A 21,456-nucleotide genomic window follows, 5' to 3' on the forward strand; every position below is an offset into this window, starting at 1 on the left:
ACTACAACGAAAATCGGCTCCTCCCAAAGTCTTAGTTCCCTCCCTTCCATGATGGTGATTTCTTCGCAAAAAAGGCCGCGATTCCCTCCGCGGCCTCTGGCGTTTCCCATGTATCGGCAAGACGGGTCAGCGTCATTTCGATGACGGCCTCGTCTATCGGCGCGCCCAGCGCATGAACCAGCCTCTTGGAGGCGGCAACCGCTGCGGGCGCGGTGGCAAAATAGGGTTTGATCTCCGTCTCCACCGCTGCATCAAGACGCTCCGCCTCGACCACGTCGTGCACCAGCCCGATCCGCCGCGCTTCCTCGGCATCGAAGAGCCGCGCCGAGGTGAATGTGCGCAGCGCATTTGCCTGCCCGATGCGCGCCACCACATAGGGGCTGATGGTGGCCGGTATCAGGCCGAGCTTCGTCTCCGTCAGGCCGAAGCGTGCGCCGGATGCAGCAATGGCCGCATCGCACACGCTGATGAGGCCGACACCGCCACCATAGGCCTGCCCATTGATGCGCCCGATCAGCGGTTTTGGCAAATCACGCAGTGCTTTCAGCATGAGGGCAAGCTTGCGCGCTTCCTCGATGCGCTGCGCGCGCGTGGCTTTCACCTGTTCCTGCATCCATCCAAGGTCACCGCCCGCACAAAAACTTGTGCCATCGCCGGTCAGGACCACGAGGCGCACGGCGTCATTATCCGCCAGATGCAGCGTCGCCGTCAGAAGCTCGTCAATCATCCGGCCGGACAGCGCATTGTGCTGTTCGGGCCGGTCAAGCGTCAGCATCGCGACGCCGCGCTCATCAATGGAAATTCGGATCGTCTTGAAGTCGTTCATGCGGCCTTATCCTGACGAAGAGCCTGGGCGAACAAGGCCGCCGACTTTAGCTTGTCCAGATCAAGGCCGGTTTCAAAACCCAATCCATGCAGCATTTCGACAACGGAAACCGTATCGACATTGCCCTTGGCGCCCGGTGCGAATGGACAGCCGCCGAGCCCGCCGACCGAAGCATCAAACACCCGCAAGCCTTTTTCGAGACTAATGCGGATATTGTCGAGCGCCCGCCCACCCGTGTCGTGATAATGGCCGGCAAGGCTGTGCGCGGGCGCAATGGCCAGCACCGCATCGAGCATGGCTGCAACCTTGTCCGGCGTGCCGCGCCCGATCGTATCGCCGAGGCTTACCTCATGACAGCCGAGCGAGAAGAGTTGCTCAGTCACATCGGCTACCGCTTGCGGGGCCACCGGCCCGTCATAGGGGCATTCGACCACACAGCTCACATAGCCGCGAATGGCAAGGCCGTCATTGATGGCGGCACCGATGACAGGAGACAGCCGCTCGATACTTTCGGCGATTGAGCAATTGATATTGGCTTTCGAAAAGCCTTCCGAAGCAGAAATGAAAACCGCGATTTCATCGACATTTGCGGCAGCGGCAGCTTGATAGCCCTTCATATTGGGCACGAGGACCGAATAACGCACACCATCGGCGCGGCGGATTCCGGCCATGACTTGCGCGGCATCGGCCAGCTGCGGCACCCATTTGGGGCTGACGAAACTCGTCGCCTCTATGCGGGCATAGCCGCAGCCTGACAGGCGGTCGATCAGCGCGATCTTGTCGGCTGTCGGCACAAAACGCTTTTCATTCTGCAGGCCATCACGCGCAGCCATTTCAACGATTTCTACGTGTTCAGCCATGTTCTTCCTCCAATTCTACAAGAAGGATACCTTCATTGACCTGATCGCCCGCTACAACGCTTACGGACGCAACCTTGCCGTCGCGCGGCGCGGTCAGTGACAGTTCCATCTTCATCGCCTCCATCGTCACCAGCGAATCGCCCTTGGCGACATTGGCGCCTTCCACGACCGAAACCAGTCGCACCAATCCCGGCATCGGTGACAGGATACGGCTTTCGCTTGAGGCGTCCTCTTCCGCGCCAACAGACTGCACATGATGAAATATGGTGTCGCGACCTTCGAGTTGCACCGTCACATCATGCCCGATGCGCATGACGGACGCCTCCGACACACGGCCATCGACAGCAAAGCGAACCAGCCCGTTCTTATACTCACGAATTTCGATGGTGCCGAAAGCAAAGCCGAAATGCCTGTCGCCCCTGGTCGTGAAGCTGACCGTGTGACGCTCGCCATGATGATCGATCAGAACCGAGCGCGATGCATTACCCCACAGACGGAAGCCGCGCAGGCTCGACCATGGGTCGCCTTCTTGTGGCGCATCCAGCAAGTCGAGCGCGCCGAGTGCGGCCAGCGCAATGGCGATATCGGAAGGCTGCTCATCCGTGAAAAGCGCCGACGTCTCGCGTGCAATCAGGCCGGTATCGACATCGCCGGTGCGGAAAGCTTCAAGCTTGCAAAGGGCCGACAGGAGCTGGCGATTGGTAACGAGGCCCGCAATACGGGTCTTGTTTAATGCCGCATCAAGCCGGTTCAGCGCTTCATCACGCGTTGCGCCATGGGCGATGATCTTGGCGATCATCGGATCGTAGAACGGCATGATCGTGTCGCCGGTTCGAACACCGGAATCGACACGCGCATTTTCAGGCGGCGCGAACAGAGCAAGCTTGCCGGTTGCAGGCAGGAAATCCCGCGCCGGGTCTTCCGCATAAAGCCGAGCCTCGAATGCCCAGCCGTTGATGGACAGTTCGTCCTGACGCTTCGGCAGCGCCTGGCCGGCAGCCACGCGCAATTGCCATTCGACCAGATCAAGCCCGGTGATCGCTTCCGTCACCGGATGTTCGACCTGTAGCCGCGTATTCATTTCCATGAAGAAGAAGCGGTCAGGCCGCAGCCCTTCCGAAACATCGGCGATGAACTCCACCGTGCCAGCGCCGGAATAGCCAATGGCCAATGCCGCCTTCACCGCAGCCTCCCCCATGGCCGCACGCATATCCGGCGTCATGCCGGGCGCAGGCGCTTCCTCGATAACCTTCTGGTGGCGGCGTTGCAGCGAGCAATCGCGCTCGAAAAGATGCACCGCATTGCCGTGATTATCGCCAAAAACCTGCACCTCGATATGGCGCGGCTTGGCCATGTATTTTTCCACCAGAACGGCGCTATCACCAAAAGAGGCTTCCGCCTCGCGGCGCGCACTGTCCAGCGCCGCTGAGAAATCCGCTGCCTGATCGACGCGGCGCATGCCCTTGCCGCCGCCACCCGCCCGCGCCTTGATGAGCACGGGATAGGTGATTCGGTCGGCCTCGCTTTTAAGGAATGCTCCATCCTGATTATCGCCGTGATACCCCGGAACGACAGGCACGCTCGCCTTTTCCATCAGCGCCTTGGCGGCATCCTTCAGCCCCATGGCGCGAATGGCCTTGGCCGATGGGCCTATGAAGACAAGCCCGGCGGCTACGACCGCATCCACGAAACCGGCATTTTCGGAGAGAAACCCATAGCCCGGATGGATTGCCTCCGCGCCGGTTTCCTTCGCAGCCTTGATGATAGCCTCGACGTTCAGATAGCTTTGCGCAGAAATGGCAGGGCCGACACGCACCGCCTCGTCGGCCATCTCCACATGCAGCGCTTGGGCGTCGGCATCGGAATAGATCGCGACGGTGGCAATGCCAAGCTTGCGCGCCGTGCGAATGACCCGGCAGGCAATTTCTCCACGATTGGCAATCAGTATCTTTTTGAACATCTGATTGTCTTCCTACATTCTGAAGATGCCAAAACGCGTCGGCTCGACCGGCGCATTCAGCGTGGCGGAAAGCGATAGTCCCAGCACTTCGCGGCTCTTGCGCGGATCGACGATGCCATCGTCCCAAAGCCGCGCCGAGGCATAGAGCGGATGGCTCTGGCGCTCAAACATCTCCAGCGTCGGGCGCTTGAACTCCGCTTCCTCATCCGCCGACCATGTGCCGCCGGTTCGCTCGATCCCGTCGCGCTTGACGGTTGCCAGCACGCCAGCCGCCTGCTCCCCGCCCATGACCGCGATGCGGCTGTTCGGCCAGGTCCAAAGGAAGCGCGGCGAATAGGCCCGCCCGGCCATGCCGTAATTGCCCGCGCCATAGGAGGCACCGATCAGCATGGTGATCTTCGGCACATTGGCCGTCGCCACCGCCGTCACCAGCTTGGCGCCGTGCTTGGCGATGCCTTCGGCCTCATATTTGCGCCCGACCATGAAGCCGGTGATGTTCTGCAGAAACACCAGCGGAATATTGCGCTGGCAGCAAAGCTCGATGAAATGAGCGCCCTTGGTGGCGGCTTCCGAAAACAGCACGCCATTATTGGCGATGACGCCAACCGGCATGCCGTAGACACTGGCAAAACCGCACACAAGCGTGGTGCCGTAGCGCGCCTTGAACTCATCGAAATCCGAACCGTCGACCAGCCGTGCGATCACTTCGCGCACGTCATAAGGAATGCGCGTATCGGCGGAAACGACGCCCAGAATTTCCTCCGGATCGTAAAGCGGGGCAGCGCCGTCGCCCCTTGGAATGAACGACCGTTTCTCGCTGTTGAGATTGGCGGCAATGGCGCGGGCGATCTGCAAGGCATGGGCATCGTCATTGGCCAAATGATCGACCACGCCGGACAGCCTTGTATGCACATCGCCGCCGCCAAGGTCTTCCGCCGTCACCACTTCGCCGGTCGCGGCCTTCACCAGCGGCGGACCGGCCAGAAAAATGGTGCCCTGACCCCGCACGATGACCGTCTCGTCGCTCATGGCCGGAACATAGGCGCCGCCTGCCGTGCACGAGCCCATGACCACGGCGACCTGCGGAATGCCCGCCGCCGACATCTGCGCCTGATTGTAAAAGATGCGTCCGAAATGGTCGCGATCCGGGAAAACCTCGTCCTGATTGGGCAGGTTCGCGCCGCCGGAATCGACCAGATAAATGCAGGGCAGACGGTTTTCGCCCGCAATCTCCTGCGCGCGCAGATGCTTCTTTACCGTGACCGGGTAATAGGTGCCGCCCTTCACCGTCGCATCGTTGCAGACGATCATGCAGTCGCGGCCCGATACGCGCCCGATGCCGGTGATGATCCCGCCCGAGGGAGCCGCGCCGCCATACATGCCATGCGCTGCCGTCAGCCCCACTTCGAGAAAAGGCGAACCCGGATCGAGCAATTGCGCCACGCGCTCGCGCGGGAGCAGTTTTCCGCGCGAAACATGGCGTTCGCGCGCTTTCTCGCCGCCGCCATCGATGGCGATGCGCGAGGCTTCCGCCACCACGTCGATCGCCGCCAGCATCGCCTTGCGGTTGGCCTCGAAACTGGCACTGCGCGTCGAGATTTCAGATTTCAGGACCGGCATCAGCGGGTCTCCTGAAAGAGTTCCCGTCCGATCAGCATGCGCCGGATTTCCGAAGTGCCCGCACCGATTTCGTAAAGCTTTGCGTCACGCAGCAGACGCCCGGTCGGATAATCATTGATATAGCCATTGCCGCCCAGCGCCTGTATCGCCTGCAAGGCCATCTGCGTGGCATTTTCAGCCGTATAAAGAATGCAGCCCGCCGCGTCCTTGCGCGATGTCTCGCCCCGGTCGCAGGCTGCTGCCACCGCATAAGTGTAGGCGCGCGAGGCATTGAAGGTCACATACATATCGGCAAGCTTGCCCTGCATCAACTGGAACTCGCCAATCGGCTGGTCGAACTGCTTGCGTTCATGCACATAGGGCACCACGACATCAAGGCACGCTGCCATGATGCCGAGCGGCCCACCCGCCAGCACCACACGCTCATAATCAAGACCGGACATCAGCACATTGACGCCCTTGCCTTCTGCCCCCAGCAGATTTTCCGCTGGCACTTCACAATCCTCGAACACCAGTTCGCAGGTGTTCGAGCCGCGCATGCCGAGCTTGTCGAGCTTCTGCGCCGTCGAAAATCCCTTGAAACCTTTTTCAACGATGAAGGCGCTGATGCCGCGCGCGCCTGCTGCCGGATCGGTCTTGGCATAGACTACCAGCACATCGGCATCCGGGCCGTTGGTGATCCACATCTTGTTGCCGTTGAGAACGTAACGGTCGCCCCGCCTTTCAGCGGCAAGTTTCATCGAAACAACATCGGAACCAGCGCCCGGCTCGGACATGGCGAGCGCGCCGACATGCTCGCCGGAAATGAGCTTGGGCAGATATTTTGCGCGCTGCTCGGGAGAACCGTTTCGCTTGATCTGGTTGACACAGAGATTGGAATGGGCGCCATAGCTGAGGCCGATAGAAGCGGAAGCGCGGCTGATTTCTTCCATCGCCACGCAATGGGCGAGATAGCCCATGCCGGCGCCGCCATAGTCTTCGGGCGCCGTAATGCCGAGTACGCCAAGCTCACCCAGTTCACGCCAAAGATGCATGGGAAATGCATTGTTGCGATCGGTTTCAGCGGCCAGCGGCGCAATGCGGCTTTCCGCAAAACGGCGCACCGTATCGCGAAGGGCTTCGATCTCCTCGCCAAGACCGAAATTGATGCCCGATGCAAACATACTCGTCCTCCACAAGTTCTGCCCGGCAACCACCGCTTTCGCGATGGGCTATGTTCAGGCCAGAGTGTCCCGTGAATTTCAAATAGGCAATGGCTTTGCGTGGCGTTCTGTGGCTATTTATTACCGGATAACGAAATTTTGTTGCGCTCGTTATCCGGCAACCAAATCAATCTCCTTGAAGCTCTACAATATCCCGATAAAGCTCCAGCGCTTCCGGGTTGGCCAGTGCCTCGCGGTTCTTCACGTCGCGCCCGTGCACGATATCGCGCACAGCAAGTTCAACGATCTTTCCCGATTTGGTGCGCGGAATATCCGCAACCGCAACGATCTTCGCCGGAACGTGACGCGGTGTCGCCCCGGTGCGGATTTTGATCTTGATCCGCGCCTTGAGGTCGTCGTCCAGCGCCACACCTTCCGCGAGCCGCACGAACAGCACCACCCGCACATCCTTGTCCCAATCCTGCCCGATGCAGAGCGCCTCGGCGATCTCCGGCATCTGCTCGACCTGATTATAAATCTCCGCCGTACCGATACGCACGCCGCCGGGATTGAGCGTCGCATCCGAACGACCATGGATGACGATGCCATCATGCTTGGTCCATTCGGCAAAATCGCCGTGGCACCAGATATTGTCGAAACGCTCGAAATAGGCGGCCTGATATTTAGCACCCTCGGGATCGTTCCAGAATTGCAGCGGCATGCAGGGGAATGCCCTGGTGCAGACCAGTTCGCCTTTTTCACGGCGCACCGGCTTGCCATCGTCGTTCCAGACATCGACGGCCATGCCAAGGCCAGCGCCCTGAATTTCACCCAGCCAGACCGGTTCGGTCGGAACGCCCAGCACAAAGCAGGACACAATATCCGTACCGCCGGAAATGGACGCAAGATGCACATCGGGTTTGATCGCCTCATAGACGAAGGCAAAGCCTTCCGGCGATAGCGGCGAGCCGGTCGAGGAGACGGTACGCAGTGCCGACAGATCATGCGTTTCGCCGGGTTTCAATCCGGCTTTCAAAACGGCGTCGATGAATTTCGCCGACGTACCGAAATAGGTCATGCCTTCGGCGGCGGCATAATCGAACAGCACATTGCCATCAGGATAGAAGGGCGAGCCGTCATAAAGCAGCAATGTGGCACCGGAGGCGATGCCCGACGCAAGCCAGTTCCACATCATCCAGCCGCATGTGGTGAAATAGAAGAAACGGTCGCCGTCGCGAATATCGGCGTGCAAACGGTGTTCCTTCAGGTGCTGCAGCAGCACGCCGCCAGCCCGGTGCACGATGCATTTCGGTATGCCCGTCGTGCCGGAAGAAAACAGGATATAAAGCGGATGATCGAAGGGGAGCCGCGTGAATTCCACGTCCCTGGCGTTGAACGGTTCCAGAGCCGCGTAAAGCGCAATGCCCTTTTCCGCCTTGTCGGCGACGGCTTCCGCTTCACCAAGATAGGTAACGATAACCGCACGCTTCAGCCCCGGCAGTTTTGCCGTCACTTCAGCAACCTTGTCGGCAACGTCGATGCGCTTGCCATTATACCAGTAGCCATCGCAGGCGAAAAAGAGCTTCGGTTCGATCTGGCCGAAACGATCCAGTACACCCTGCGCACCAAAGTCCGGCGAACAGGAAGACCATACCGCGCCGATGGACGAAGCGGCCAGCATCAGGGCCACCGCCTCGGGCATATTGGGCATCATGCCCGCCACACGGTCGCCCGGCTGAACACCCTCCGCCAGCATGAATTGCTGCAGCTTCGAGACCAGCGCATGAAGATCGTCCCATGTCAGGCGGCGCTCGACCTTGTCCTCACCGCGAAAGACGATGGCTTCCTCTCCGCCGTGATGACGCAACAGGTTTTCGGCAAAGTTGAGCCGCGCCTCGGGGAAGAATTTCGCCTCGCGCATATGGCCTTTATCGATGAGGGCCACGTTGCCACGCTCACCGATAACCTCGCAGAAATCCCATACCAGCTGCCAGAACCCGGCGCGATCCTCGACAGACCAGCGATGCAGCGCGGCATAATCCGGCAAGCTCAAGCCCGTGCGCTGTTCTGCACGAATGCGGAATTGTTCCAGATTGCTGGCGGCAATGCGTCCCGCATCCGGTTGCCACAGCGGATGGTCATGCGAAAACTGCGTGGGGACTGCGTTGGTGCTCATCATTCCTCCCAGAACCATGCGGAGCCAGACCCTCTCCCGATCAACTCCGTCACGAGTTTCTAAAAGAGAGTTTCCGATACGTCCATGCTTTTCCCATGGATGGCCCATCAAAGGAACCGTATTGCCCGCACCCAATTGTGATTGCCGGACAAACAGGCTGAACCTCCTGTGCATCTTGCTTTATGGGAAAGCGTAACCTAACTACAGCCCGCGCCGGAAGCATCCTGATGCCTCTCGACGCAAAGAAATATCCAGTTCTCAGGGCGGGGCGAAACTCCCCACCGGCGGTAAGGGGTGAAACACCCGAAGCCCGCGAGCGCCTGACACGGCAAACGTGACAGGGTCAGCAGATTCGGTGCAAATCCGAAGCCGACGGTCATAGTCCGGATGAGAGAGAACGAGGTTGGAATCATGCTCGGCTGAGCGGCTTGCCGTCTTCGTCCTGCAGTTTTTCTTCCCGTACCCTGAGGTAACAGGCTTAAAAAAGGGACGAAACCGTTGAGCCAACTTGCCTCTACCCCAACTTTGAAACCCACCGTGCGCGGAGCAGCACTGATGGTTGCGGCCTGTTCGGCCTATGCCGCCGTCAATGTCGCCACCCAATGGGCCGGAACACGCACCGGCATTCCATCCGTCATCATCGCCTTCTGGCAATATGTGATCGCGCTGGTGCTGACCTTGCCCCTGCTCGTTCGCGATGGCGCGAGAACCTTACGCACCAGCCATTTCGGTCTTCACGTCATTCGCGTCGCGCTGGCTGCCGCTGGCGTACAGGTCTGGATTTACGCTCTGACCCATGTGCCGATCTGGCAGGTGGTCGCCCTGTCCATGACCTCACCCTTCTTCGTCATCCTGTGTGCACGACTGTTTCTGCGGGAAAAGGTCACGCCAACACGCCTGATGACCACATTCACCGGATTTGTCGGAGCCTTGATCATCATCGCACCCTGGTCGGATTCCTATACGGTCTATTCACTGCTGCCCGTCCTCGCCGCGGCACTTTGGGCGGGATATTCGGTGATGACCAAATATCTGACCCGTTTCGAAAAGCCTGCCAGCATTTCGGCATATATGCTGGTGCTTCTCACGCCCATCAACGCCGCCCTTTGGCTGGCGTCCGGCTTGGGCATGTCCGCAATCACCGCACCGACCATCGAAATCTGGTCCATATTGGTCATCATCGGCGCTTTCACGGCTCTGGCACAATATTTCCAGACGGCAGCCTATGCGGTGGCGGACGCTGTCTACCTGCAGCCGTTCGACGATCTGAGGCTGCCGATCAACGTGATTTTCGGCTGGATCGTGTTTGCTGCCACGCCAAGCATCAATTTCTGGCCGGGAGTTGTCCTGATCGTTGGTGCATCGCTCTATCTGATGCGTCAGGATAGCGGCACGACGCGCACCGCCTGATCAAGCCGGTGAGGATACCTGCCTATCGGGAGACGTGCAGGCTGTCTCTCGCAGCCTCAGAAAATTCACCTGGGCTTTCGAACCTGCCGGCCCAGAGATCGATCCGCAACACCAGCCAGCGGTGCACGGGATTCTCGAACAGGTGATAGGCGGCAACCGCCGTCACCACGCTGGCAAGGGCAGCTCCGCCTATGATCAGGACCGCGCCCGTCGTCGTCTCGCCCCATCGCTCCGGGACAATTCTGAAAAACATCATCCCGACCAGCGGATGAAGAATGAAGATACCGAAGCTGTAACGGGAAAGTTTTGCCAGCGCGCGCCACTGTAGCGGCGTATAAATGCCCTGACTGGACGCGAGATAGAACACATAGATGCCAGCATAGACGAATGCCAGCCGCCAGGGACCCTCGAGCGTATTGGGTTCATCCGGGCCGTTTCCCGGATGATAGGACAGAAAGACGGTCAGGCAAACGGCAAGCAATATCCTGATTGCAGTGGCCGGCATCGCAGGGTGTGTTCGCCTTGCAAGCCACATGCCGAAGAGAAAGGATGGCAGCACCCTGAAAACACCGACATTGGATATTTGAATGCGGGTAAGCGACAATACACCAAGCTTTTGTGCCAAATATTCGCCGCCGATGGTAGCGACGATTACGCCGACAAGAACCCAACTCCCGAAACGACGGCACAGGATGTCGAACAGCGGAAAAGCCAGGTACATGGCGAAAAGGGCACTCAGAGACCAACTGACATAATTGTAGGAGGCCGTGCTGCCCAACCCCCAGTTATGGACCAGCAGCAATTGTGTCAGCCCATCGCGCCAACTTGTGCTGGGAGGGACCAGAGGATGCAGGACTCCAGCTACCGTCAGCGCCGACAGGAGCGCAAAACAAGAGAAGGCCACCAGGTGCAGCGGGTAAATCCGTGCCAACCGCTTTCCGACGAAAGCCGCGTAACGGGGCCAATTCCAGAGATAATTTTGTCGTCGTGCCAGAAACAATCCTGAGACAATAAAAAAGACATCGGTAAAATAAGCAAAACTTAATATAAAATCATTCAGTATCTCATTGTTCACCGGAATACGGAAAGAAAAATGAAAGACGGCGATTCCTACACATAATAAAAACCGTAATCCGTCGAAATCAGACAGCCTGTTCATTCAAAATAGCGCTGATAAATTACTTCGATTAAATTCTATTTATCAATTTTGGGGGAGTTGTCGAGCGCAACTTTGGCGTGAAGTCCGCCGAACGCGAGAATTCCGATGTTTGCATCAGTCTGCGGCAGCGAAATGTTCCATCTGGTCGTTATAGGCTTTCTGGAATGCAGGCCGCGCCATGGCGCGTTCGACATAGGCCCGGCAGACCGGATGCTGGGTCAGACCGTCAAAATGATCAACGAGACGCAACACGTCGGCCATCAGAATATCGGCAACCGAAAATTGCTCCGTCAGCCATTCGCGGCCTGATAGCGCCTGTTCCATATGCCCCAGCCGACCGGCCAGAAAACTGTCCATGAGCTGGCGCCCCGGTGTCTGCTCTTCATCGCCCGTGAATTTATAAAGGGCGAGCGGCAAGGCGGCCATTTCTACCGAATTCAGTGCGGCAAAGAGCCATTGTATGACCTCGTTTCGCACCCTCGGATCAGGCGGCAACAGCACGTCGCTCTTTTCGGCGATATGCAGCAGGATGGCACCGCTTTCGAAAATCGACATATCGCCGTCGATCAGCCATGGCACCTGCCCGAACGGCTGATGGGTGAAATGCTCGGGCCCGCGGGTCTTGAACGGCACACCTTCGACGCGATAGGGTAGCCCGGCTTCTTCCAGCGCCCAGCGCACGCGAAGATCGCGGACGAAGCCGCGCGGCATTTTGGGAACCCAGTCGAATGTCGCCAATATCATTTCTGTCATGGGAAACGACATAGCGCGCATGCAGGCTTTGTCCAACGACGATTATTGCGCCAACCGACGTGCTGTATATTCAGGCTTTATTGGGAAGGAAAATTTGGTGGAGCCAAGCGGGATCGAACCGCTGACCTCCTGCATGCCATGCAGGCGCTCTCCCAGCTGAGCTATGGCCCCATCAGACCTCTTTCGAGGCACATCAGGCAAGACTTGCTGCCCGGTGTGGCGGCTTATTAAATGGCGTTCGTCAGAAGATCAAGAGCTAAATCGCAACTCTTTTCACATCTGCCAAAAATAATTCACAGATCGTACCGAAGTCCCATCTGGGGTGCGCTCCAAACGCAACGAGGCGACCCGAAGGTCGCCTCGCAAAAAGCATCAGGTCTTGATCTGCGTAACAGATCAGCCTTCTTCGTCTTCACCGCCGACACCGCCGCCGAGAATGCCCGACATGTCGTCGTCTTCGTCTTCCTCTTCTTCGAGGAAGGTGTCTTCATCGTCGTCGCCGAGATCGACATCGTCGTCGTCCATATCCGGCAGGTCGTCGCCACCGCCCTTGGTTTCGTCGTCGGCATCCTCGAGCGAGACGAATTCCGGCTTTTCGAGTGCCGTATCCAGTTCTTCCTCTTCGGTTTCCTCTTCGACAACACGGCTTTCAAGCGTGGAATCGAAATAGGAGCGCGGATAGGAAATGCCGGTGTAAGGCGAAACGATCGGATCGCGATTGAGATCGTAAAATTTCTTGCCCGTTTCCGGGTCGATACGCTTGGTACCAAGTTCAGCTTTTGCCACGTCTAGCCTCGTTAATTTACACGGGGACACAAATTCATAAAATCGCGCCAGAATGCCTGCTTTGAAGCATATAGCCCATCACCATGCTGTTCACTGAGCCATATGGCAAGGGGCAAGTCTTAAGCGCGTTTATATTGTTGTCCGGTGCATAAACGCAATTTGGCGCGTTTGTCAAAGCCAAACGCAAAGGGATAAGCAGACTCTTGGCTCTCCCTCCTGGTTATGGGTGTCGCCCGCGCCGCGTATTCGCGGATGACCGCGCAATATTACTATGCTAGGGAAGCCCCGCTTATCTCTCAATCCCGGCGCGTGTCCGCGCCAAAAATGTGACTGTGAAAAATCCATGTCCCATTCTGCATCCCCGAAACCAGCAACCGCCCGCCGCTCGGAGGCACTCACGGGCGAAATCCGCATTCCGGGCGACAAGTCCATCTCGCATCGCTCCTTCATGTTCGGCGGTCTTGCATCGGGTGAAACCCGCATCACCGGCCTTCTGGAAGGTGAAGACGTCATCAATACCGGTCGCGCCATGCAGGCCATGGGCGCGAAAATCCGCAAGGATGGCGATGTCTGGATCATCAATGGCGTCGGCAATGGCTGCCTGTTGCAGCCCGAAGCAGCGCTCGATTTCGGCAATGCCGGAACAGGTGCGCGCCTCACCATGGGCCTTGTCGGCACCTATGACATGAAAACCTCCTTTATCGGCGACGCCTCGCTGACCTCGCGCCCCATGGGCCGCGTACTCAATCCGCTGCGCGAAATGGGCGTTCAGGTGGAAGCAGCCGAAGGCGACCGCATGCCGCTGACGCTGATCGGCCCCAGGACGGCCAATCCAATCACCTATCGCGTGCCGATGGCGTCCGCGCAGGTGAAGTCCGCCGTGCTGCTCGCCGGTCTCAACACGCCGGGCGTCACCACCGTCATCGAGCCGGTCATGACCCGCGACCATACGGAAAAGATGCTGCAGGGCTTTGGCGCCGATCTTTCGGTTGAAACCGACAAGGATGGCGTGCGCCATATCCGCATCACCGGCCAGGGCAAGCTTACCGGCCAGACCATCGACGTGCCGGGGGATCCGTCCTCGACGGCCTTCCCGCTGGTCGCCGCCCTTCTGGTCGAAGGTTCGGACGTTACCATCCACAACGTGCTGATGAATCCGACCCGTACCGGCCTGATCCTGACGCTACAGGAAATGGGCGCCGATATCGAAGTGCTCAATGCCCGTCTTGCTGGCGGCGAGGATGTCGCCGATCTTCGCGTGAAGGCATCGAAGCTCAAGGGCGTTGTCGTTCCGCCGGAACGCGCCCCGTCGATGATCGACGAATATCCGGTTTTGGCGATTGCCGCCTCCTTTGCGGAAGGCGAAACCGTGATGGACGGCCTGGACGAGCTGCGCGTCAAGGAATCGGATCGTCTGGCAGCCGTTGCACGTGGCCTTGAAGCCAATGGCGTCGATTGCACCGAAGGCGAGATGTCGCTGACGGTCCGCGGCCGCCCCGACGGCAAGGGACTGGGGGGCGGTACGGTCGCAACCCATCTCGATCACCGCATCGCGATGAGCTTCCTCGTCATGGGCCTTGCATCGGAAAAGCCGGTGACGGTTGACGACAGCACCATGATCGCCACGTCCTTCCCCGAATTCATGGACATGATGCCGGGATTGGGCGCGAAGATCGAGCTGAGCGACGCGCGATGACGCCATTCATCGTCGCCATCGACGGACCGGCCGCCTCGGGCAAGGGAACCCTTGCCCGGCGCATCGCCATTCACTACGGCATGCCGCATCTGGATACAGGGCTGACCTATCGCGCCGTCGCCAAGGCGCTGATCGACAAGGGACTGCCGCTCGACGATGAGGCCGTGGCGGCTGACGTCGCGCTGAACCTCGATCTGCGCGAGATGGACAAGGCGGTGCTTTCCGCTCATGCAATCGGCGAGGCTGCGTCGAAGGTTGCGGTCATGCCGAAGGTCCGGCGGGCGCTCGTCGAAGCACAACGCAATTTCGCCAATGCCCTGCCCTCGAGCGTGCTTGACGGGCGCGATATTGGCACCGTCGTCTGTCCCGCTGCGGCCATAAAGCTTTTCGTCACCGCTTCGCCGGAAGTACGCGCCGAGCGTCGCTTTGAAGAGATCGTGGCGCGCGGCGAAAAGGCAGATTTCGCGGAAATCCTCGCTGACCTCAGGAAGCGCGACGAACGCGACACGAACCGCGTCGATTCTCCGCTCAAGCCTGCTGAAGACGCGCACTTGCTTGATACGAGCGAAATGAGTATAGAAGCGGCATTTCTGGCCGCAAAAAAGCTGATCGATCACGCTTTGGCGCAGCATCGGGGATGAATCCGGCAAGTTTTATGCTTTTCGGATCTCATTACGCCTCGAAAAGCTGGATTATCGTGAGTTCGGACCTATATAGGCTGCACTCATACTGAAAAGCCTGACTTCGCGTTCCACGCGCCGGTTGTCTGCAAAGACGGGGCCGAAGTCTGGCATAACGCAACACTAACCCCCGGCGCCGCATCCGATGAACTTTCCGGATGCACCAGGAGTATTCATGTCAGAATTCAATCCAACCCTCGCAGACTTCGAGTCGCTGCTGGCGGAATCCTTTGCAACGAACGACCTTGCTGAAGGTTATGTCGTCAAGGGCCGCATCGTAGCCATTGAAAAGGACATGGCGATCATCGACGCCGGTCTGAAGGTCGAAGGCCGCGTGCCGCTGAAGGAATTCGGCGCAAAGGGCAAAGACGGCACGCTGAAGCCGGGCGACGAAGTGGAAGTTTACGTCGAGCGTATCGAAAACGCTCTGGGCGAAGCTGTCCTGTCGCGCGAAAAAGCACGCCGTGAAGAAAGCTGGGTCAAGCTCGAGCAGAAGTTCGCCAATGGCGAGCGCGTCGATGGCGTCATCTTCAATCAGGTCAAGGGTGGTTTCACCGTCGACCTCGACGGCGCTGTTGCCTTCCTGCCGCGTTCGCAGGTCGACATCCGTCCGATCCGCGACGTCACCCCGCTCATGCACGTCCCGCAACCGTTCGAAATCCTCAAGATGGACAAGCGTCGCGGCAACATCGTTGTCTCGCGTCGTACCGTTCTTGAAGAAAGCCGTGCGGAACAGCGTTCGGAAATCGTCCAGAACCTTGAAGAAGGTCAGGTCGTTGAAGGCGTCGTCAAGAACATCACCGATTACGGTGCGTTCGTTGACCTCGGCGGCATCGACGGTCTCCTGCACGTGACCGACATGGCATGGCGCCGCGTCAACCATCCGTCGGAAATCCTCACCATCGGCCAGACGGTCAAGGTGCAGATCATCCGCATCAACCAGGAAACCCATCGTATCTCGCTCGGCATGAAGCAGCTCGAGAGCGATCCTTGGGATGGCATCGGCGCGAAGTACCCGATCGGCAAAAAGATCACCGGCACCGTCACGAACATCACCGACTACGGTGCGTTCGTCGAAATCGAGCCGGGCATCGAAGGCCTCATCCACGTTTCCGAAATGTCGTGGACCAAGAAGAATGTCCATCCGGGCAAGATTCTGTCCACCACGCAGGAAGTCGAAGTCGTTGTGCTCGAAGTTGATCCGGTCAAGCGCCGCATCTCGCTCGGCCTCAAGCAGACCCTCGACAATCCGTGGACGACCTTTGCCCAGAAGTACCCTGTCGGTACCGTTGTTGAAGGCGAAGTCAAGAACAAGACCGAATTCGGCCTGTTCATTGGCCTCGACGGCGACGTTGACGGCATGGTTCACCTCTCCGACCTCGACTGGAACCGTCCGGGCGAACAGGTCATCGAAGAGTACAACAAGGGTGAAGTCGTTAAGGCTGTCGTTCTCGACGTTGACATCGAGAAGGAACGCATCTCGCTCGGCATCAAGCAGCTTTCCGGCGACAAGGTCGGTGAAGCAGCAGCTTCCGGCGACCTGCGCAAGAACGCCGTTGTAACGGTTGAAGTCACCGCAGTAACCGATGGCGGCCTTGAAGTTCGTCTGGTCGATCACGACCTCGACAGCTTCATCAAGCGCTCGGATCTGTCGCGTGATCGCGACGAACAGCGTCCGGAACGCTTCACGGTCGGTCAGAAGGTTGACGCTCGCGTCATCGCTTTCGACAAGAAGACCCGCAAGCTGCAGGTCTCGATCAAGGCGCTCGAAATCGCCGAAGAAAAGGAAGCTGTTGCTCAGTACGGTTCGTCCGACTCCGGCGCTTCGCTCGGCGACATCCTCGGTGCCGCTCTGAAGAAGCAGGAAAAGAACTAATCTTTCCCTCTTCGACTGAACATGGAAAAGCCCGCCTCTCGGCGGGCTTTTTCTTTATCAAATAAATTTATGGTGATTCCTCTGCCACGAAATGGTCACGAACCGGCACAATTTTACGTGCTCGACCAATATTGTTTCATTATCTTCTTTTCCAATTCGGCAGATGAGCAACTAATAAAGCTTTCTCTGCATTAATCGTGGAGGATAAAAGCTTCCAGGCCGCCTATTCATAGCAAAATATCTATACAAAATTACTTTTGAACGGATTGCATAAGATGATTTCCAGAACGACCACCCTGACCGCAATGTTGCTTTCAACTGCGCTGCTCAGCGCTTCCTTTGCCGTGCCAAGCTTCGCCGAAAGTGCAGCAAAGCCGAATGCCCCGGCGGCAGAGAGCACGAAAGCTGCACAGCAGGACGCCATCAAGAAGCTGGATGCCATTTCCGGCGATGGCCTCGCAGCGGTGCGGGGCGTTACACTGGCGCGACTGGCCATTTTTCAGGGAACACCCGACCAGGCCAAGGTCATCCTGTCGACGGTCAAGGATGATCTGGACAAGGCGCAGAAAGACACTCCATCCCTGCTCGACAAGATGAAAGCGGCTGGCGCTCCAGCCGACGAAGTCGCCGAAGTTCAGTCGGGCACATTACCGGTCGATATGGAAGTCGGTGTAGTCGATGATTACAAGCTGACGCCTGAAAAGGCTGCCCACTTGAAAAAGGCCAATGAAAATATCCAGCATGGCCGCAAGAAAGAGGCCCAGGATGAGCTGAAACTCGCAGATGTCGATCTGGTGATAACCGAAACGACGGCCAATCTGCCTGCCATCGACAAGGATGTCGATCTGGCACTGGAACAGCTCGGCAACGGCAAATATTACGATGCCAACCTGACCCTCATCAAGGCGGAACATATGGTGACGATTCGCTCCAACATGTCCGTTGATGACAAGAAGGACGCCAGCACAGCCAATGCACCAGCCGACGCAAAGCCGACTGATGCGGCCAAGAAGAGCTGACCATCGCTTGTGAGAATAAAGGCCGGGATGTGAACCATCCCGGCTTCTTTAAAGCGCGTTTCGATCTGATTGAATCAGATCGGCGCTCTAAGCTGTTCCTATTTTAAGCCTAATCTTATCGATCCTCGTTTCACTCCGGTCGGATTATGCTCTATGCAACGCTGAGCATATGAATCAGGCCAAGGCTGATGGTGCCGAGAGCCACGAGCGAAAGCACCGCAGTCAGCGTCACCCGACCGCCTGCCGATGCTACGGAGCGGATATCGACGCCGAGGCCAAGAGCCGCCATCGAAATGATCGTGAGGATGGTCGAGGCATACTGAATGCCGGGCAAGATCGATTCCGGTATCAGGTGCAGCGAATGCAGCGCCATCATGCCAAGGAAGCCGAGAATGAACCATGGCACGAGCTGGAAGAAGCCAGGCTTGGCGTTTGCGTCCTTGTTTCCGGCAAGAAGCGCCAGCGCGAGAATGACCGGTCCGAGCATCAGCACGCGTACGAGCTTCACCAGCGTGCCAAGCTGGACACTGATCGTCGCGACCGGAGCAGTGGCTGCCAGAACCTGTGGCACCGCATAGACGGTCAGGCCCGCCAGTACGCCATATTGCGTGTGCGACAGCCCCAGAAGCGGCACCAGCAACGGCAGAAGCAGCACGACGACCACGCCGAGAATAGCAGTGAAGGCAATGGAAGCCGCCACGTCCTCGCTTCCCGCGCCGATAACCGGGGCGGTGGCAGCGATGGCGGAATTGCCGCAAATGGAGTTACCGCAGGCCACCAGCACCGCCATGCGATGCGGCAGTTTCAACAGGCGTCCGATCCCATAACTGAGCGTGATAGCGACCACCACGACGCCTGCAATGCCGAAGATGAGCCCGGAACCTGCGGCCACGACCGCGCTGGCGCTGATCGATGCGCCGAGCAGCACCACTGCAATTTCCAGAAGAAGCTTGGCGGAAAAGCCGATGCCCTTGTTGAATTGCTTGCCCGGACGCATGAACGTCCGCACGACCGTGCCGAGGAGAATGGCAATCACCAGCGCTTCGAGCCAGGCGCGCCCTGCATAATGTTCCTCGACTCTTTCAAGTCCAATCGCCGCTATTGCGACGGCAACGCTCAAGCCAAGTCCTGGGAGGATGTTCTGGATTTTGGAGTAGGTCATTGTCGGCATTTCAAATCTGTCTGTTTGCTTTTTCGCATTGTCCAACGCAAAACCGCTTCACACTTTTGCTGGAAATGCTCGTATGAGAATTATTTTCTCATCCAATGCCTGATTTTCCCTGTTCATTCCATTTCATTATATGGCATATTTCATTCGATAAAATCGAACGATAGATGCTATGACACTGGAACAGCTGCGAATTTTCATTGAAGTCGCCGAGCGTGAGCACCTTACGCGAGCCTCGGAAGCCCTGCATCTGACGCCTTCGGCGGTCAGTTCGGCTATCCGCACGATGGAAAATCGCTACGGGGCCACGCTCTTCAATCGTATCGGGCGGCGGATCGAGCTGACCGGTGATGGGCGCATGTTTCTGGACGAGGCGCGCGCCACACTTGCACGCGCCCGTTCCGCCGAACGGATGCTATCGGAACTTGGTGGCGGCAAGCGCGGCATCCTCGCCATTCATGCCAGCCAGACCATCGCCAGCTATTGGCTGCCATCCTTTCTGGCACGGTTTCACGCGGACTTTCCGTTGATTGATGTGCGGTTGACGCTCGGCAATACCGAAAGCGTTACCGAGGCGACACAGGAAGGTGTTGCCGATATCGGTCTTGTGGAAGGCGCCGTGCAGGCACCATCCCTATCGATCAGCAAGGTTGCAAGCGACCAGCTTATTCTGGTGGCACGTCCCGATCATGATTGGGGTACGGGCAGCAAGCTCACCTGGGATCGGCTTTTCGAGGGAAAATGGATACTGCGCGAGCAGGGATCGGGAACGCGCAGCGTTTTCGAGGATGCCATGCGCGCCTCCGGCTACAATCCGGCGCGGCTGCATGTGGCGCTTGAACTGCCCTCGAACGAGGCTATCTGCTCAGCGGTGCGTTCTGGTGACTATGTGACAGCCATATCGGAACTTGTCGCCGCTCCACATCTTGCTGCCGGAACACTGGTGAAGGCGGACTTCGCTCTCCCGCAACGTCAGTTTCTCATGCTGCAGCACAATGACCGTTACAGGACGAAAGCTCTGCAGGCTTTTGCCGGTTTGCTGAGCGGCGGGGATCAGCGAATCTGACGCAACAATTCCGGCTGCGGAAAACAAGTTTCCGGAGCGCCGTTCCTGGCCTGCCACAGGCCAATCGAGCGGCGTGTCTTGAAGCCGGGCAGACCGTCGGGCTTGCCGACATCATAACCCAGCGCCTGCATGCGTTTCTGCATTGCGCCGATATCGGAGCGATACATGGAGCCGACGTCGCCCCATGCGCGACTGAAATCGCCCGCACCATAGGCGATACGGTCGCCGACATGGCCGATGAAGAGCGCATAGAGATCGCTCATATTATAGTCCTTGAGCACGTAGAAATTCGGGCTCACGACAAAGGCCGGACCATAGCAGCCGGCGGGCATGAGCAGAAAGCTTGTCGCCTTTATTTCATTGGCCGGAAATGGCTTGCCATTCACCCGCGTTATGCCGAGCTTTGCCCATTCGGCAATCGTCTTGCCCTGATCCGGCCCTTCCAGCGAACAGGAGACGTTCTGCGGAACGTTTACTTCAAAGCCCCAGTCGCGCCCCTTCTGCCAGCCATGCAGTTTTAGATAATTGGCGATGGAGGCCAGTGTATCGGGCACCGAATTCCAGATATCGCGCTTGCCGTCACCGTCGAAATCGACGGCGTGTTTCAGATAGGAAGTCGGCATGAATTGCGGCTGGCCGAGCGCGCCCGCCCATGAGCTTTTCATCGCGGCTTCGTCGATATAGCCCTTGGAAGCGATTTCGAGCGCAGCAATCAGTTCCTTGCGAAACATGTCCTTGCGGGTGGCCATAAAGGCCTTGGTGCCGAGAACTTCATAGGCATTATAGGGAATCTTCACCGTGCCGAAACCGGATTCGCGGCCCCATACGGCAAGCAGGATCGGCCCCGGAACACCGTATTTCTGTTCGATGCGTTTCAAGAGACTGGCATATTGGCCATAGCGCGCCTTGCCGCCGCTTGTGACCGACGCAATAGTCTTTGCATTGAAATACTTACCGGGCGCACCGAATTCCGCCTGTTTCTGCTCTTTCGGCGTCGAAGGCTTTTCGCCGGGAATGACGAGATCGGGCAGCTTCCAGTTGATCGAGACACCGGCAAAAGCCTGATCGAACACGGCGCGGGACACGCCGGCTGCCTTCGCTTCCGGCCAGAGGTCCTTTTCGAGCCAGTTGCGATACTGACTTTCAACCTGCGCCTTGGACGGTGCGGCAACGGCGGGAGAAATGGCAAGACTGGCAAGCAGTGCGAGACCAATCTTCAGGCTATGCTTCCAATTTCCCGCTGCCATGCATGTCTCCAA

The 21,456-nt window shown here is 58.2% G+C and carries 17 protein-coding genes, 1 tRNA gene and 1 riboswitch; of the genes, 6 read left to right on the forward strand and 12 right to left on the reverse strand.

The genetic code is table 11. The annotated features are described in order from the left end of the window. Positions 1-31 precede the first annotated feature (31 nt). The 6 genes from HWX93_RS02715 to HWX93_RS02740 all read right to left on the reverse strand — a co-directional run bounded on the left by HWX93_RS02715 (position 32) and on the right by HWX93_RS02740 (position 8,584). Positions 32-826 carry a crotonase/enoyl-CoA hydratase family protein gene (locus HWX93_RS02715; protein WP_176036422.1) on the reverse strand — a complete coding sequence of 265 codons (795 nt, stop codon included), beginning with the start codon at positions 824-826 and terminating at the stop codon, positions 32-34. Continuing rightward, positions 823-1,686 (reverse strand): hydroxymethylglutaryl-CoA lyase, encoded by an 864-nt coding sequence (locus HWX93_RS02720; protein WP_176036423.1) that lies wholly within the window; start codon positions 1,684-1,686, stop codon positions 823-825. Before HWX93_RS02720 ends, HWX93_RS02715 begins: the two co-directional genes overlap by 4 nt. Next, positions 1,679-3,646 (reverse strand): acetyl/propionyl/methylcrotonyl-CoA carboxylase subunit alpha, encoded by a 1,968-nt coding sequence (locus tag HWX93_RS02725; RefSeq protein WP_176036424.1) that lies wholly within the window; start codon positions 3,644-3,646, stop codon positions 1,679-1,681. The genes HWX93_RS02720 and HWX93_RS02725 overlap by 8 nt, the downstream gene beginning before the upstream one ends. Positions 3,647-3,658: 12 nt before the next feature. Then, the gene (locus HWX93_RS02730; RefSeq protein WP_176036425.1) at positions 3,659-5,266 is read right to left on the reverse strand and encodes a carboxyl transferase domain-containing protein; all 1,608 of its coding nucleotides are present in this window, start codon (positions 5,264-5,266) and stop codon (positions 3,659-3,661) included. Beyond that, on the reverse strand, positions 5,266-6,429 hold the full coding sequence (locus HWX93_RS02735; protein ID WP_176036426.1) for an isovaleryl-CoA dehydrogenase: 1,164 nt from the start codon (positions 6,427-6,429) through the stop codon (positions 5,266-5,268). Before HWX93_RS02735 ends, HWX93_RS02730 begins: the two co-directional genes overlap by 1 nt. Positions 6,430-6,595: 166 nt before the next feature. Beyond that, on the reverse strand, positions 6,596-8,584 hold the full coding sequence (locus tag HWX93_RS02740) for an acetoacetate--CoA ligase (protein WP_176036427.1): 1,989 nt from the start codon (positions 8,582-8,584) through the stop codon (positions 6,596-6,598). Positions 8,585-8,834: 250 nt separating this feature from the next. Next, positions 8,835-8,987, forward strand: a riboswitch (FMN riboswitch). Between the two features lie 95 nt (positions 8,988-9,082). On the opposite strand from HWX93_RS02740, the gene HWX93_RS02745 reads away from it, so the two are divergent. Then, entirely contained in the window at positions 9,083-9,994 is a 912-nt protein-coding gene (locus HWX93_RS02745; RefSeq protein WP_268904570.1) for a DMT family transporter, read from the forward strand. A gap of 22 nt (positions 9,995-10,016) precedes the next feature. Here HWX93_RS02745 and HWX93_RS02750 read toward each other — a convergent pair whose 3' ends face one another. From HWX93_RS02750 to HWX93_RS02765, 4 genes are all read right to left on the reverse strand, one after another. Continuing rightward, positions 10,017-11,153: an acyltransferase family protein gene (locus HWX93_RS02750; protein ID WP_176036428.1), complete on the reverse strand. Its 1,137-nt coding sequence runs from the start codon at positions 11,151-11,153 to the stop codon at positions 10,017-10,019. Between the two features lie 114 nt (positions 11,154-11,267). Beyond that, the gene (locus HWX93_RS02755) at positions 11,268-11,906 is read right to left on the reverse strand and encodes a glutathione S-transferase family protein (protein ID WP_109987177.1); all 639 of its coding nucleotides are present in this window, start codon (positions 11,904-11,906) and stop codon (positions 11,268-11,270) included. 95 nt (positions 11,907-12,001) lie between these two features. Further along, a tRNA-Ala gene (locus HWX93_RS02760) sits at positions 12,002-12,077 on the reverse strand. A gap of 225 nt (positions 12,078-12,302) precedes the next feature. Next, the gene (locus HWX93_RS02765; protein WP_109987138.1) at positions 12,303-12,692 is read right to left on the reverse strand and encodes a TIGR02300 family protein; all 390 of its coding nucleotides are present in this window, start codon (positions 12,690-12,692) and stop codon (positions 12,303-12,305) included. A gap of 343 nt (positions 12,693-13,035) precedes the next feature. On the opposite strand from HWX93_RS02765, the gene aroA reads away from it, so the two are divergent. From aroA to HWX93_RS02785, 4 genes are all read left to right on the forward strand, one after another. Next, positions 13,036-14,388, forward strand: coding sequence for a 3-phosphoshikimate 1-carboxyvinyltransferase (aroA, locus tag HWX93_RS02770; protein ID WP_176036429.1), 1,353 nt, complete (start codon positions 13,036-13,038; stop codon positions 14,386-14,388). Beyond that, positions 14,385-15,029 carry a (d)CMP kinase gene (gene cmk / locus HWX93_RS02775; protein WP_176036430.1) on the forward strand — a complete coding sequence of 215 codons (645 nt, stop codon included), beginning with the start codon at positions 14,385-14,387 and terminating at the stop codon, positions 15,027-15,029. The genes aroA and cmk overlap by 4 nt, the downstream gene beginning before the upstream one ends. Before the next feature lie 214 nt (positions 15,030-15,243). Further along, on the forward strand, positions 15,244-16,944 hold the full coding sequence (rpsA, locus tag HWX93_RS02780; protein WP_109987135.1) for a 30S ribosomal protein S1: 1,701 nt from the start codon (positions 15,244-15,246) through the stop codon (positions 16,942-16,944). 275 nt (positions 16,945-17,219) lie between these two features. Continuing rightward, positions 17,220-17,963 (forward strand): YfdX family protein, encoded by a 744-nt coding sequence (locus tag HWX93_RS02785; protein WP_176036431.1) that lies wholly within the window; start codon positions 17,220-17,222, stop codon positions 17,961-17,963. Between the two features lie 151 nt (positions 17,964-18,114). On the opposite strand, the gene HWX93_RS02790 is transcribed toward HWX93_RS02785, so the two are convergent. Further along, entirely contained in the window at positions 18,115-19,134 is a 1,020-nt protein-coding gene (locus tag HWX93_RS02790; RefSeq protein ID WP_176036432.1) for a YeiH family protein, read from the reverse strand. A 169-nt stretch (positions 19,135-19,303) separates the two neighbouring features. Between HWX93_RS02790 and HWX93_RS02795 the strand changes: the two genes are divergently transcribed. Continuing rightward, positions 19,304-20,197, forward strand: a complete 894-nt coding sequence (locus HWX93_RS02795; protein ID WP_176036433.1) for a LysR family transcriptional regulator — start codon at positions 19,304-19,306, stop codon at positions 20,195-20,197. Here the strand turns inward: HWX93_RS02795 and HWX93_RS02800 are convergent. Further along, the gene (locus HWX93_RS02800) at positions 20,185-21,444 is read right to left on the reverse strand and encodes a lytic murein transglycosylase (RefSeq protein ID WP_176036434.1); all 1,260 of its coding nucleotides are present in this window, start codon (positions 21,442-21,444) and stop codon (positions 20,185-20,187) included. The two genes, HWX93_RS02795 and HWX93_RS02800, sit on opposite strands and share 13 nt — an antisense overlap. Positions 21,445-21,456: the final 12 nt, after the last annotated feature.

Source organism: Brucella tritici (assembly GCF_902825325.1).
Taxonomy (GTDB): domain Bacteria; phylum Pseudomonadota; class Alphaproteobacteria; order Rhizobiales; family Rhizobiaceae; genus Brucella.